Annotated in this window: 9 protein-coding genes and 1 pseudogene; 1 reads left to right on the forward strand and 9 read right to left on the reverse strand. The window is 42.7% G+C overall.

What is annotated here, in order from left to right; genetic code table 11:
* Positions 1-4: 4 nt before the first annotated feature.
* The 7 genes and pseudogenes from GTK07_RS09295 to GTK07_RS09325 form a co-directional block, all read right to left on the reverse strand.
* Positions 5-1744 (reverse strand): sulfatase family protein, encoded by a 1740-nt coding sequence (locus GTK07_RS09295; RefSeq protein WP_051947148.1) that lies wholly within the window; start codon positions 1742-1744, stop codon positions 5-7.
* 107 nt (positions 1745-1851) lie between these two features.
* Positions 1852-2734 (reverse strand): annotated as a pseudogene (locus GTK07_RS09300) (IS481 family transposase).
* Positions 2735-3454: 720 nt separating this feature from the next.
* The gene (locus GTK07_RS09305) at positions 3455-3892 is read right to left on the reverse strand and encodes a DsrE family protein (protein ID WP_163634983.1); all 438 of its coding nucleotides are present in this window, start codon (positions 3890-3892) and stop codon (positions 3455-3457) included.
* Positions 3893-3934: 42 nt separating this feature from the next.
* The gene (locus tag GTK07_RS09310) at positions 3935-5704 is read right to left on the reverse strand and encodes a hypothetical protein (RefSeq protein ID WP_163634984.1); all 1770 of its coding nucleotides are present in this window, start codon (positions 5702-5704) and stop codon (positions 3935-3937) included.
* 10 nt (positions 5705-5714) lie between these two features.
* Positions 5715-7010 carry a DUF4249 domain-containing protein gene (locus GTK07_RS09315; protein ID WP_163635252.1) on the reverse strand — a complete coding sequence of 432 codons (1296 nt, stop codon included), beginning with the start codon at positions 7008-7010 and terminating at the stop codon, positions 5715-5717.
* On the reverse strand, positions 7007-8335 hold the full coding sequence (locus tag GTK07_RS09320; protein WP_163634985.1) for a DUF4249 domain-containing protein: 1329 nt from the start codon (positions 8333-8335) through the stop codon (positions 7007-7009). The genes GTK07_RS09315 and GTK07_RS09320 overlap by 4 nt, the downstream gene beginning before the upstream one ends.
* Positions 8335-11097 carry a TonB-dependent receptor gene (locus GTK07_RS09325; protein ID WP_313790791.1) on the reverse strand — a complete coding sequence of 921 codons (2763 nt, stop codon included), beginning with the start codon at positions 11095-11097 and terminating at the stop codon, positions 8335-8337. The genes GTK07_RS09320 and GTK07_RS09325 overlap by 1 nt, the downstream gene beginning before the upstream one ends.
* Before the next feature lie 224 nt (positions 11098-11321).
* Here GTK07_RS09325 and GTK07_RS09330 point away from each other — a divergent pair, with 224 nt between their 5' ends.
* Entirely contained in the window at positions 11322-12929 is a 1608-nt protein-coding gene (locus GTK07_RS09330; protein ID WP_163634987.1) for an amidohydrolase family protein, read from the forward strand.
* A gap of 74 nt (positions 12930-13003) precedes the next feature.
* On the opposite strand, the gene GTK07_RS09335 is transcribed toward GTK07_RS09330, so the two are convergent.
* Positions 13004-14329: a fibronectin type III domain-containing protein gene (locus tag GTK07_RS09335; RefSeq protein ID WP_163634988.1), complete on the reverse strand. Its 1326-nt coding sequence runs from the start codon at positions 14327-14329 to the stop codon at positions 13004-13006.
* Between the two features lie 2 nt (positions 14330-14331).
* The gene (locus GTK07_RS09340) at positions 14332-15879 is read right to left on the reverse strand and encodes an N-acyl-D-amino-acid deacylase family protein (protein WP_163634989.1); all 1548 of its coding nucleotides are present in this window, start codon (positions 15877-15879) and stop codon (positions 14332-14334) included.
* Between the last annotated feature and the right edge of the window lie 29 nt (positions 15880-15908).

Raw genomic sequence — 15908 nt, forward strand, 5'->3', positions numbered from 1 at the left:
TATTTTATTTAAACTTATAGATGATTTCTGTTGGCTTATATCCTATACGATGCGCATTGACTTGAATGGTCTGCCCTTTTTTGAGTGATATGTTACCACCGGTGTAAACATTCCACGGCTTGGGCACGGTCACTGTTTTTTTGTTGTTATGTGGCATTAGGTAGAAAAAGTCCCAAGTTTTTATGTCCCGTACCAAGGTGGAATCCGCTACATTGTCCTTGAATATTCGATAACCTATGGAGGCACCATCGGTGGCACATGAAAGTGTTACACCTTCCTTGCTTTTTTTTATGACTGGTTTTTCGGTCATAGGGGCATCATCCTTACCTTTCCACCACATGTTCCTGACCATTTCTTTTTCTGGAATTTTACCGGTGTCCCCAACAACTTCCAGCCAGTTAAAAAGTACTTCTTTCAACTCGTTTTTCTTGTCTTGGTATGCGGGGTCGTCTGCTAGATTGTGTACTTCGTCCGGATCTTTGGTGGTATAATAGAATTCTTCTTGCGGTTTTGGCGTATTGAACCAGTCCGAAAGGTATGGATTGGTAATCTTGCCTGCATCCCTCATATCAATGATTTCCTGCATGCTGACCATTTGTCTTCTGTAGGCCAAATCCTGGTATTTGGGCAATTCGGGATGAAAATTATAAACGTACCTAAAGGTCCCATCGGTCACAGAGCGAACTCTATCATATTTATCCGCCATTCTATCCCTGCCGGCAAATACATATTGGTTCTTTTCACTTCCCGATTTTGGGCCCAAAAATGGCTTGCCCTGCAAGTAGTCTGGAATATCAGCCCTGGCAATGGATAACATACTGGGGGCGAAATCAACGGAACTGATCAAGTCATTGTTCACGGTACCGGCCATTTCAGATCCTGGATGTTTCACAACAAATGGGATATGGGTGCCTCTCTCCAAGATTTCACGTTTCATCCAGGGCAAATTGCCTCCATGATCACTATAAAAGATCACATAACTATCATCATAGACCCCATCTTTTTTTAGTTGTTGGATCAATTCTCCCACATCACTGTCCATTTGCTCAATCCGAGTATACAAGGCAGCCTTGTCGTGCCTCATTTGTTCCGTATTCTGGTAATAAAGGGGCAGCACCATTTTAGATGGATCGTAGTAGAGGGAATCTGGAGGAGAAATGATTTGGGACTCATGCGAAATGGCAAAGTTAAAGACACTGAAGAAAGGTTGCCCAGCCTTCCTGTTTTGGTAGGAGGCACCAATACTGCTTTCGTCCCAAACGGTCACGGGCTCCTCAAATTGATAATCTTCTTTTGCGTTGTTCGATGTGTAATACCCAACTTTTCTCAGATACTCGGGAAAAGCCTTGACTTTTGGTGGTAACACGGCCGAATAGCTGGGGACCCCTTCGGGCATCAATTTTGAGTTGTTATGAGTAGTTCTCATATGGGAAGTCCCGATGGAGATCTGGTTCATTCCCGTAATGATAGAGGACCTACTTGGGGCACAGACCCCAGCAGTCGTATATACCCGCGTATACCTAACGCCATCCCTTGCCAGTGCGTCAATATTGGGAGTCCGCACAGTGGCATCCCCATAAACCCCGATATAGGGGGAAATATCTTCACAAACGATCCAAACAATATTAGATTTGGTCTGGGAAAATGTGTGCGCGGTGAAAATAAATATAAGAAGAATCGTAAATCGTTTGGTAATCGTTCTTAAAAATAATGTTACAGTATGCGAAAAAGAATCAAAAATCATGTTGTACAAGATTGGCTTCACTAATTAGAGCGATCCATTTTCCTTTTATAGACAAGATTTTGATTTTTTTTCTAGTGTGCTACTTCAGCTAAAATGGCAATAAACTCTCATTCTTTTAAGTGAAACATTAAAATCTCATAGGGTGTCTTTCCCTTAAATGCACCTTGTGTTCTATAAAGTTATAAAAGTCTTCCCATTGTTTTATTTTCTTGTTCAAATCAACATCATCAGAATAATCTAGTAGTTGATAAAACTCTTTCTTGTCCGTGAGGTGTGATCGTTCCACCTTTCCGTGAGCTGTGGTCTTCCTGGCTCTATGTAACGGTGCTCCATGCCAAGGTCCTTCACGTGCCAATTGAACCTAGATTGGAACTCATGTCAATTGTCTGTCTGGACTGCATGGATTCGGAAAGGGAACTTATTGGCAACATAATCCATAAAGTCAATGGAACTTGACTGGTTGTGACTTTCATATACTTTCAATGCCCTGATACGCGTGTAATCATCAATGGCCGTGTACTGATATCGTTTTATCTTTTTTCCTTCGTTGGTGTGGAAAATCAAGAATTTAACATCCACTTGGACATGGTGTCCCGGAGTTTCCTTGGCGTAACGTTTAGGTCCCATCGCTTTTCTGGTAACTGCTCGTTTGAGCGGTTTGATACCGTTTCTTTTAAGGGTCCTATAAACACTTGATTCAGAAATATTGATGTCATGGTATCTTTCCAAGTACCATTTGATACGCCATGCGCCAAGTTTGTATTTCCTTCTAAGGTCCAATATCAGATCAACCGTTTTTTGATTGATTCTATTGGGGTAGGTATCCGCTTCCCTTTTTTTCCTTAAAAGACCCTCTGTCCCATACTAATCATACTTTCTTTTCCAGCTAAAGAAAGTGCTCCTGCTCACATTGAACATCTCACAGGTTTCCTTGACCTTTCCATAATCTATTGCAAAGTCCAATACCCTCAGTTTGAACTTCCATCTCAAAAGTGTCTCTTTAAATATTATCAAAATAGTACACTTTTAGTTGACGTAGTCACATACATGAACAAGTAACAGGGAGCCTTCAGGAGGTCCTACATTCTACATAAATAATATACAACCTAAAGTCTCACTTAAAGGGGAGGGATTTTCCCTGGATAAATATAATAAAATCGAGCACTTATGTATATTAGTTAATACTTAATCTGACAATCTCAATATATTAGTTTAACCCTTGAATTAGTGGAAACGCCAGACATAGTATATCATCTTCGTCGGGTCAAAGTGAGTGTAGCTGGCCAGTGAAAGTGAGCCACTTTTGATTTGTGCTGTTTGTAAAGTCCCAAAGGTCTTTTTTTGCCAAAGAGGACCATGGCGAACAAGCAGGTAGACGTGCAAAAATAAATAGATATTCAAATTCTACACCTGGGGTGTGAGCAAGCGGCGGATAAGCCAGAAGTTAGGCATCTTCCGAACACGGTGGACAAGCACATCGATTTCTCTAAGCTTTACCGCTTGACGACATATGAGGTGGAGAATATTTATACTCCTTGATGGGCTAAAATCAAGCTCTTCTGATATGAAATGACTTATTTAAAATGATTTCAATATCTTTCTTTAAAAAGTTCGAATTCTGTCCTGCCGAGGTCACAAAGCATATTTCATAAAAAAACCTTGCCTTTCCCAGAATGTTGCAAGGTTTTTTATTTTATATCCTTAAATGGTTCAATATGATAATGTGTTATACCCTTTGGCCTGCAATTGCAGCATTCGAATGGAGGCCGTGGGCACGGGTATCAATCCTTCGAACAATTGGTCCGCGATAACATTCCATTTCTTCATGGCCATACTGCATACGCTTACCCGCACCTTGCCCTGGTATTTTTGAAAATAGGATTCCAAATCCGAGCCTTTTACCAATTCGGACACAATTTTTCCCTTCACCACAATCTCGAACGCTTCAATTTCCACTCCATTTTCCACCAAAGTATCATACAGGCCCAAAACTCCTTTAAAATGGAAATCATCCGTGACACCGAAAGCATATTTTGGTGTTTTTTGAAGATCTGCCACGATGGAAGCATCCAATTTTTCCTGTGCCAAGGTTGAGGTGATGTTACCTGTCATCAGAATAAATACGAGAACTTGGAAGAAATTTTTCATGAGGGTATTTTTAATTAAGGTTGAGTATGTACCAAAGATACGTTATTGGCTTTCATCCCCTACCGAAATACTTTTGTAAACGGTAATGGGCTTGCCATAAGAGGTAAATCCATCCACGATCACATCAAAATTGCCGGTAAGGTCCGAAGTGTAAAACTCAAACTCCAAGGCATCGCCTTCCAGCTCCACATGGGGTTCCCAAAACAATAGGTTCCTATAATCCGGAATATTATCGCTTGCGGTATCCACCATGTCATAGCGTTGGCGATAATAATTCTTTTTGGGTTGCGGTTTTTCGATCGGTACATTGATGCCATGTTCAGGGGCGTAGGTTTTATAAAAATCGCCCTCAATGGTCTTGATTACCATCATGCCCTGATAATCCCTATCTGCCAACGCAAATTGGTCACGGATCAAACTGATGGTCTTTATCTTTCTCGCATCAAATTCCTTTATGGTTTCATGATGGGGAATAAAAACACCGTCGATCAAGACTATGGCCGGAAAATCATTGGTCTTTTCATTGTAGGTCTGAAGATCTTGCGCAATACGGATGTAGTCACCATCCGGACCGTTCCTATACCCCGCATATTTTAAGAGCTCCACCAAGGTTTCCTGCAAGGTAGGGAAACGGGTATATTCATCCAGATCAATGGTCTCCGGAATTCCACCATCAAAAGGATCAATAGGAAGACCCAATAACACTGAATCCGGTTTCACGGCAAAGAACTGGTTCTCAATTTGGTTGTAAACACTTCGCTTTTTGATGATTTCGGCATACTCCGGTTTCAGGGTAAATCGACCAAAATTCAATCCTGCAACGTCCAATTTTGCGGTTTGCAACAATTTAACGTTCAAGGGTTGCCTCAAATCCTTGGCCTGGATTACCGTTTGGGGCACTTTGTAATCCTTCCTCAAATACGTATAAAAATTTCCTTCGGGGTCTGTTGTGGCAAACTGTAGCAGAAACTCTTCCCCGGGCACGGAAATCACCATTTTTGCATTATCAACCGGTTCCCCTGAGGCTTGGTCGGTTACTTTTCCGAACAAGAGTTCTCCACGTTGCTCCGGTAAAAAGAGACTGTCGCCTACTTGTTTGTCAATTTGGTTTGCCACATTCAAATACACCGTTCCATACTCCATGGCATTCATACTTTGGGATATTTGAAACGGGGATTTTTTTTGGATCCTTATGGTGAAATTGCCATAGCCCAACGGACCTTTGTAATTTCTCAACGCCAATTTCACCTTTTCACGGGTACCAAATTGCTCCTTATCAAACCTTATTTGAATGATGGATGAATCCGAAACCTTCACCACATCTTGATAGGATACCTCAGATTCCATATGTTCTCCCTGCAAACCTTGCTGATCTACTTGATAGGGATTGATGATGACAATATCATCCTTAAAAACCTGTTGGAGACCATTGTTCTTCATCCATTGTGTATAGCCGAGCAATTTGTAATGACCAGATGGAATCTCGGTATTGAGAAAGAAGTCGCCTTGTGCCAAGCCTTTTTCCAACCGGATTTTCTCCTCATGAACGTATTCCCCTTTTTCGTTCACCAAGGCCACATAACCTACATAACTGATATTACTTGCCTTGTTGGTCTGGGCATTGAAGCAATAAAAAGCATAATGCACATATTCCCCAACAAATACAACTGGCCCCGTGTGGTGCACAAAGACTTTTTCCTCCGGGAGGTTTTTCAGGTTTTGAAGTTCCTCATTATCCTTGATCACATATTGCCCCTGAGCTATTGATCCGATGGCACAAAAAACGAAAAGTAATATGAAATGTTTCTTCATAAGCGAGTTTTTAATCTATCCAAAAATCAGGTTTTACATTGGAACCCATCAAGGTACAATCCCCACAGATCCTTGGCACAAAAACATATGGACCTGGACATGATGCATTGGGCACCAAACCTTCTTCATACAGCCCATAATAAGTGACAATGCCGTTATCTAGCCTGCTCAATAAATCTTGAGGACATGATGGAGGGGGTGGCTCATTGTATATTCTTGCGGTGCTCAGATTACAGTTAAAGGGAAATTCGGGAATTTCCATATCTGAAAAATAATCATCAAAATTAAAGAACAACCGTTGTTCGGAGACGCCAACAGCCTCTACAAAACCCAAAACACTTTCTTTTACCCCGTCCTTTCTGTACACATTGGCAAGAAGTGCCCCTGGTTGAACTTCGGAAAAAATATTATCGGATTGAGAAAAACTTTTCAGTGTCTTATAGAAAGAATAGGCCTCTACGGATTGCACCTGCTGTTGTACCAAGATGCTATATCGGTTTGAAATAATGAAATTGTCTTTCCCGATAAATCGTACCATATGTTTAAAAATTTCCCTTTCCGGGTTACCTGCAGTACTGAACTGCTCTATGGTGTTAGACGAAACAGTGTTATAACAAATTCTATTCTGAATTTGTCTTTCCACGATATCCAAATTGAACGCGGGTGGATAAACGGAGTTATCATAACCAGTAAGTTCAAAATCAACTGGTTGCCAATAAGGTGCCACTACTTTATAAGTTTCCTCATAAGCATAGCGGTAATACTCCGTTTTACCTTCTAGAGGCTCGCTATCCACATAAATGGCCACTCCTTCCACTCCAGAGCCACTAATGGCTCTTTCCGCATAAACATTGGTAACCTTAGAGGTACCTTGCACGGCAACGGGATCGGACATATAATCCGTTCCTCCACTTGTGGTAATCTCGAGTGTATAGTTCACTCCCATTTGCAACGCAAAAGATTCGTTGGAAAAGTAGAACCCTGATTGCCCTTCTGTAAACGAAAATGCCGTTCCGTTGCTACCCTGTACCGTTACCGTTGCCCCTTCTTCCCAATTAACAGAGTCCATTGGCCTATTACCCAGCGGTGTGTATGGGCTATAGACCGTATCCGTTTCCAAATCGAGGCGGTTGTCGCTCCTGCTGAGATAAACCTTTTGGGTGATCACCTCATTGGTTAAAACTGCCTCTACCACTAATAACCCAGATTGTCCATCTTCTTCAAGCGTACTAATCTCGAACTCGTCTAGACACGCCCAACAACATGAAAGGAAAAGTAAAGCCCCTATATGTCTTAACATCTTCATTCTTCCCAAAAATCAGGTTTTACATTGGACCCCATCAGCGTACAATCCCCGCAGATCCTTGGAACAAAAACATACGGACCCGGACAGGATGCATTTGGAACCAAATTTTCATCATAAGCCGAAAAGTAGCTTATCAACCCGTTATTCACGCTCTCAATGACTGACAGCGGACAGGGATTACCAGCAGGATCAGAGGTGCAATAGGACGTATGGGACTCTGGTGTGGATTGCGGATTACATACAAATGGGTAGGGCGGTAATTCTTCCCCAGGAAAAAAATCCTCGTAATTAAAAAAGAGCCTTTGTTCGGAAACCCCCACGGCCTCTACAAACCCCAATACGTGTTCATCCGAACCATCACTTCGATGCACATTGGCATAAATAGCCCCAGGCTGTACTTGGGAGAACGGATTGTTCGATTGGGAAAAACTCTTCAATACTTCATAAAACGAAAAGGCTTCAGGTGATTGTACTTGTTGCTGCACCAATATGCTATACCGATTGGAAATAATAAAATTATCCTTTCCGATGAAGCGAACCATATGCTTGGAGACCTGGCCCGTTGGATTTCCTGCCATACTCAATTGTTCTATGGTAGTGGAGGAAACGGTATTGTAACAGACCCTGTTTTCTATCTCTCGGGCAACCACTTCCAAATTATAGGTAGGAAAAGGCAAGGCACAAGGTTCATAATCTGTGAGTACAAATTCACTTGGCGACCAATAAGGGGCAACAATTTCATAGGTCTCATCATAGGTATACTTCAAATATTCCGAAGACCCTTTTGTTGGTTGGCTATCCACATAAATGGCCACTCCCTCTACCCCAGAATTACTAATGGCCCTTTCCGCATAAAGATTGGTAACCTCAGAAGTTCCCTGCACGGCAATGGGATCGGACGTATAATCCGTTCCACCACTGGTGGTAATTTCCAGTTCATAATCCACTCCCATTTGTAAAGCAAAAGGTTCATTGGAAAAATAGAACCCTGATTGCCCCTCTGTGAACAAAAACTCCGTTCCGTTATTTCCCAAGAGTCTCACCCTTGCCCTTTCTTCCCAATCCACTGAATCGTAGGGTTGGCTACCCAGTGGTATATAGGGATTATATACGGTATCAGTTTCCAAATCGAGGCGATTGTCACTGCGGCTTAGATACACTTTTTGTGTGATGACCTCATCGGATAAAACGGCTTCTACCACAAGTAGTCCTTTGGCATCAGATTCCCCAAAAGTTTCTATGTCAAGCTCATCAATACAAGCTCCCAACACGGTCAACAACATCAACCCCAAAATGGTTCTATAAATAATTGCACGCACCTTCATCAGAATTTAAAATTGTAGGTTATGGAGGGAATTGGGATCCCGAAAATAGAGCTCTGCAAGGCCTTGACCTCACCATCTTTCGTTACAAAGAACACGGAATATGGATTGTTACGACCAAGAACATTATACACTTGAATTGTAATAAAACTATGGGCCAATTTATTCTTCTTGTGATTGCCCTCAATGTTCACTCCCAAATCCAATCGGTAGTAATCGGGTATTCTATATTTATTTCGATCACTAAAGATTACATAATCCGCATTATTGAAGCGAAAGGTTCCCACAGGATAGGTAATGGGCCTCCCTGTTTGATAGGCGAAGTTCATGGAAAAGCTGAACCTTCTGGTCAATTTGTAATTGGCGATCAAGCTTACATCATGTGGCTTATCAAAATTAGATGGGAAGAATTCACCATTGTTAATTCGCTCCTCGGGATATTCGCCATCAAATTTGTACAACGATCTGGAATAGGTATAACTGAGCCAGCCATTCAAATCCCCTTTGTCCTTCTTTAACAAAAATTCCACTCCATAGGCCTTCCCTTCTCCTTGCAGTACTTCGGTTTCCACATTCTCGTTCAACAATAGATCGGCCCCTGTCTTAAAATCGAGCACATCATCCATCTTCTTGTAATACCCTTCTAGACTTAACTCGAACATATTGTCTTTGAAGTTTTTATAGAATCCCAAAGTCGCCTGATACCCTTTTTGGGGTTTGATGTTCAAATCCGATAATTTCCATGTATCGATCGGGGAAACCGTGGTATTGTTGGAAAGGGTATGAATAAATTGGTAGGAATTATTGAAACTTGCCTTGACCGATAAATCAGGCGCTAATAAATATCGTGCTGAAATCCTTCCTTCGGGCCCGCCATACATTTTGATGAACTCGCCACTATCATAGCGCAATGTGTCTTGAACGGTGGCCTCATTGCGGGGAGCGCCTTCTTGATAGGTGTTCTGGGTTGCCTTTCCCATGGCGGAATAGAACATGTACCTAGCCCCTACACTCAACAACAATTTATCGGATACCTTGAATTCATCCCCAAAGAAAAGTGCTCCCTCCAACGCTTGTTCTTGTTCAATATCCACAGGGGCCACATTGGAATCGCCCTGTGGTTCAATACTTCCAGGATTAACGGAATAGTATTTGGCAGAAAGGCCATAGTCCAAGGCATGGTTTTCGTTCAAACGGGTCATTATTTTGTATTTCAATTCCGATTCGTTGATGGCATAATCCAACTCAAAATCATTATTTCCTTCACTTTCGTAATCGATCCCAAAATCATAATCACTGTTACCTGCGGTCAGTACCCCACTGGTCCTATCACTTAACCGATGTGCCCAACGCACTGAAAACAATCGGTTGCTATAATTGTAAAGGGAGTCTGAAGTGATGCTGAACTTGTCCTTACTGTAATAGGCGGTAGCACGAACTTCACTGTTTTCATTGAACCGATGATGGTATTTCACGATTCCGTCAAAAAAAGAAGCTTCGCTATTGCTCAAGGATTCATCGTCCAACGAACGTAGGATCCAGTCGGCATAGGCTCCTCTTCCTCCGACCACCACGGAAGACGTTTCTTTTTTAAAGGGGATTTCCAAGGCTAAATTCCCAGTGACAGGCCCGATAGAGCCTTCGCCAGATATTTTTTCGACATTACCATTTTTGGTTTCAATATCGAATACGGATGAAAGTCGCCCCCCAAACTCCACCGGAGCGGCCCCTTTGTAGATATTTACCTTTTCCGTAGTAAAGGGGTTCAAAGCCTGAAAAATACCGAAGAAATGAGTAGGGTTGTAAATTACCGCATCGTCCAGCATCACAAGGTTCTGATCGGTTTTGCCTCCCCTTACATTGAGTCCTGATGCACCTTCACCAGCCGACGATATTCCAGGCAAGGCTTTGGCCACCTCCAAAATATTGCGCTCTCCCAATACCAATGGAATGTTTTTGGATTCTTCGGATTCAATTTCTTCACTACTGGTAATGGCTTCTTCCACATTGCTCACGGCATCCGCTTCCACCACAACCTCATCCAATTGCTCCAAGCTTTCTCCCAAACTGAGATTTAAGGTACCACTGTTGTACATGATCACCTCCCTTTCGGAATCCTTTATCCCCATGGCACTGGTCGTAATAACGTTATAACCGGCAGGCAATTCAATGGTATAATTCCCTGCTTCATTGGTAATGGCCGCTATTCCCTTGCCCTTTACCCTAATGGCCAAATCGGGAATAGGTTCACCAGTTCTGTCATTGATTGCATTACCCGATAAGGTATAGGCTTCCCTTAAACTTTGCTGATCGGCCTTGCCAATACGAATCAGAGGTAATTTGTCCGCAGACTGTACCTTCGTTTCGGCATAAAAGGTAGGTGGAGGCGCATTTTGAGCAACGATGTTATTCGTTTTCGAAATCAGACTATCCTGTGAACCTAGGAAAGCGGCGGGCAATTCGTCATAAATAATACCATTCTGAAGCAGGAAAATACGCTTCTCCCCTTCCAGAACATAGTAATTCAGATTAGTCCCAGAAAAAAGGTCATCCAATACCACAGTTATAGAAGAATTGGAATAATCTTTATTGACATCAATATTTCCCATCCATTCTTCAAGATAAAAAAAAGAGTATCCAGATTGTCTCTCCAATTCCGCAAAAAACTCTGAAGGAGTTCGTTCGGCCTTTGTTATAGTGATATTATCTTCCTGGGCAGAAATCAATGGGGACCATAAGATCAGCAATGCAAAACTTATCCCCACTTTTAATAAATGAAAGTGATTGTAGCAAGTATTCAATGGTTAGCAATGTTTTAGTTGCTAACAATTTAACAAAAAACATTAAGGTTGGTTAAATTAGCATGTCAATAAATGTAAAAATCACGGTATTCAGGTATATAAGTTTAATTTTTAACAACCCTAAACAGGATAATTCAAAAAGAATGGCTTAACATTATTGGAACAATGATCAACCTTACCACCAACCCATGAAAAAAAACAAAACTCAATTCCTTTTGGCCTTATTCGGCCTATTTTGTCTTGTTTCACAAGCACAAGTTGAAAAAGCCCCTACCCGTACCGAAGGCGAAGGTCCTTGGTCACAGCTTATTATTAGAGGTGTCACCGTTATAGATGGTACACTTTCCCCACCCATTGGCCCCATCGATATTGTGGTGGAAAATAACAGAATTGCTTCTGTGCAAGTAGTTGGGTTTCCGGGAATGGACATCCACCCTGATAGACGACCCAAATTGAAGCCAGGCGGCAAGGAACTGAATGCCGAAGGCATGTATCTCTTACCTGGATTTGTGGATACCCATGCCCATATCGGAGGTGGCAGCCAAGGCACTCCTGCCGAGTATGTATTCAAACTTTGGATGGCCCATGGAATCACGACCATATGCGACCCAGGTTCCGGTAATGGAATCGATTGGGTGTTGGACCAAAAGAAGAAGAGTGAGAAAAATGAAATCACGGCACCTCGCATAAAAGCATACAATTGGTTTGGCAACAGTTTGAACGGGGAACCAGGTCGGGGCGATATCACAACCCCAGAAGCAGCCCGTGAATGGGTCCGCGAAAATGCCAAAAAAGGTGCGGATGGTATCAAATTTGGTGGAGGACTGCCCGAAGTGATGCAAGCTGCCTTGGAAGAGAACAAAAAATTGGGATTACGTTCCAAGACCCACCACGCCCAATTGTATGTTGGCAGATGGAACGTATTGAACAGTGCCAGGGCCGGACTCACCTCCATGGAACACTGGTATGGCCTACCAGAAGCCATGTTCGATGACAGGACCGTCCAAAACTATTCCTTGGATTATAACTATCAAAACGAACAAGATCGATTTGGTGAGGCAGGACAACTTTGGACCCAAGCAGCCAGACCATATTCCAAAAAATGGAACGAGGTCATGGATGAGCTTATTTCGTTGGATTTCTCCATTTCACCAACCATGGTCATTTATGAAGCCAACCGCGATCTGCAACGAGCCCGCCGAGCAGAGTGGCACGAATCCTATACCTTACCTTCCCTTTGGGATTTTTACGCCCCTAGCCGACAATCGCATGGTTCGTACTGGCACTTTTGGGGTACCGAACAAGAAATCGCTTGGAAAGAGAACTATAAACTTTGGATGACCTTCTTGAACGAATATAAAAACCGTGGCGGAAGGGTAACGGTTGGCACTGATGCCGGGTTCATCTACCAGCTTTACGGTTTTGCGTACCCAAGGGAAATGGAATTGTTACGTGAGGCAGGTTTCCATCCTTTGGAAGTAATCAAGGCAGCCACACTGAACGGGGCCGAGGCCCTGGGCATGGATGACCAAATCGGTACCATTAAAGTGGGCAAATTGGCCGATTTTGTCATTTTGGAAGAAAATCCCCTGGTAAACCTTAAAGTGCTTTACGGCACTGGAGCCATAAAACTAAAGGATGATAATACCGTGCAACGTGTGGGTGGTATAAAATACACCATCAAGGATGGTATTATTTACGATGCCAAGCAATTGTTGGAAGACGTGAAAAAAATTGTTGACGAAGCAAAAGCCAACGCAAATTACAAGATCCTTCAACCTGGAATGAAAGGATAAATTGAAAGTTTTATAGCTTTCTAAAAAAGAGTTTGAAAAAGCTGCGGCCCATTTTTGCGCCGCAGCTTTTTTCATTAGAAAACCTTGCCCAAAGCATTACTTACCTTTTGCCAACCTGTCTTACTGGATCGAAGCTTGGAGCTTTCCTGCTCGATATGCACAAATCTACCTGTGGTATTGGTTGCCTCTACGTTGCAAGGGTTGGGAGACCCATTGATAAATCGTCCCTGGGTATTGTCAAATGCTGCATAACGAGTCCAATTAACATCTATATGAGGAATTTTAAAGGTGAGCGAACTGTCCTCTTCCAACAGGGCATTCTTTATAAGGGACACATAATCCTTAGCTGGCGTTTTATTGGTGCCATTGCTCATGATCACATAAGGATCGGAAGCCTCTTTGGAAAACCCATGAAGTTGTACGAAGACACTTCCAGGCAATTCATCATACATGATTTCTGTAGTCCTCTGAAAGGTCGAATAAATATTGTGGGGAACGTCGGATACCCGATAAGGTGCATAATTGTTGCTACATGCCTTGGTGGTCCCGGAACAATCGGTAGGTTCTTCTCTGTTACACCTGTGGGCGCCACTGATGAACAGGGCCTTGGCCACATTCTGTCTAAAAACGTACGCGGCTTGGTATCCGGTGTTCTGGTCATGCAAAATGTGAGGTGCAGCCAAGACCAGATTTTGCTTTTTCGGTGTTTTACTAAAAACAAAGGTTCCCCAATAGTTGGTCCTGATACTAAACTCTTTTAAAATATAGTACACTTGGTTGGGAGTGGATTCGGTATCGGTAAATTCCACCACTTGATAATTTACATAAACCGCTTGGTCCACGGCTTGTTCAATGTTATTCTCCAAGAGGGCATGAATGATGAGACCCCATTGATCCAAATCATTATCGGTGGGCACTTTGTAATTGTTTCCAGAAACACCGGGAACGGCATCCATTAAGGTGCCTAAATATACCTCTAGGTTACCGGAATCGTACTGAAGCTCTGCAGTCAAGAGATCCATGGTGGATACTTCCAGGGGATCGCTCAGTTCCGATGCATTGCCCGCGGCATCATTGGCTTGAATTTGGTAAGTATACGTTCGGCCCGGTTCCAAACCATCCAAAAAATAGGAGGGTTTCCCCGAACCCACCAAAAACTCATTATCCTGATACAGCCAATAGTTCTTTACTTTCACATTGTCCGTTGCTGGTTCCCAGATCAGGTCCAAGGAACGCTGTGTAACATTTGTAGCCACAAGTCCAGTTGGTTTTGAGGGAGATTCACTGTCCACTTCAATTGGTGCGTTCCCGTCATTATTGGAGGAACAAGAGGCGGCCGACATAACCATTAAAAATACATACGCTTTCAGTAGGTTTTTAAGATAGGACTTCGTTTTCATAATCATTCTTTTTTTAAGATTCTTCCATTCAGATTTTCAGTAAAACTTCCATTTTCAATAGTCATTTTTCCATTGATGATACTATGCCTCAATCCCTCGGACAATTGGAAAGCATTTTCATAATCCGCCTTATCACCAAAGGCTTCCGGGTCAAAAATGATGATATCGGCATAATTGCCCACGACCAGGGCCCCTCTTTTTTTCATTCGGAATATTTGGGCTGTCTTTGAAGAGCTATGGTTGATAAAATCAGCCAAAGTAATGGCTCCTTCCTTTACATGATACTTGTATTTTCTGGGGAAAGTGCCATATTTTCGAGGATGTCCGGTATTCCCATCGGAACCAGTGACCACCCAATCCTGTTTCATAAAATTTTCCACATCATATGGGTCCATGCTGAAGGAGGCCACGCGGGGGTACCCTTTTTTTAGGATCTCAAAAACGGTTTCATTGGGAGGCAATCCTAAGGTTTCGGAAAGTTCCCTCAATGTTTTGCCCACATATTCCTTTTGTGCCGCATTGATAATCAGTAATTTTTCCGGACCTCCCCTGAGTTCTATATTTTGTTGGGTCTCGTCTAAGACCCATGGCCTTAGGTTGGTATCCCCATATCGGATGAACAAAGAATCCTTGCCTCCACTTTCTGCCCACCGGGGAACAACTGCTGCCTGCAAACCAGTGGCACTGGCCAAATATGGATATTGGCTTGCGGTGACTTCCAAACCGCTTTTAATGGCGTTGTCAATAATTTGGATAATGGAATCACTTTGTTTCCAAACTTTCTTGCCCAAACATTTGATATGTGATATATGCATGGGCATTCCTGACTCTTTTCCTATTTCCAAGGCTTCCTTTACCGAAGTTGCCAATCCAATGGAATAGGTACCTTCATCCCGTAAATGGGTATCATAAATGCCATGGAACTTGGCCACAACCTTACCTAACTCGACTATCTCTTCAGTAGTGGCATAACTTCCCGGCGCGTAAAAAAGACCTGTCGACATGCCAAAGGCACCTGCCTCCATCTCCTGTTGCAGCAATTCTTTCATTTGGGTCATTTCTTCCTTTGTGGGTTGGCGGTCCACTTTTCCCATCACTTTTTCCCTAAGGGTCCCCTGCCCCACCAAAAAGGCGACATTGGTTCCGATACCTTGTTCTTCGTATAGCTTGGCGTATTTGGAAATGGGATAGGGACTACTACCATCATTGCCCACCACCACCGTTGTAATCCCCTGAAAAAGAAAAGGCTTGTTATGGGATTCATTTGGATTTTCCAATTCCCTATCCGCATGGGTATGTGGGTCGATAAATCCCGGAGCAACGATCAAGCCCTTGGCATCGATGATTTTTTTGGATAAAAAATTCACCTTTCCCTGGTTTCCGATGTAGCTAATGGTATCTGCCTTGATGGCAATGGACACCATTTGCGGCTCTTTGTTGAGCCCATCATAGACAATTCCGTTTTTGATCAAGATATCCACTTCCTGATTCTTGGGCACGCATCCACCCCAACAAACTGTGGCAATCAATATAATAATTGGAATTTTCATGATTCTTGAAACAACATTGGGCCAAACAT

This window comes from Flagellimonas sediminis, assembly GCF_010500845.1.
GTDB lineage: Bacteria > Bacteroidota > Bacteroidia > Flavobacteriales > Flavobacteriaceae > Flagellimonas > Flagellimonas sediminis.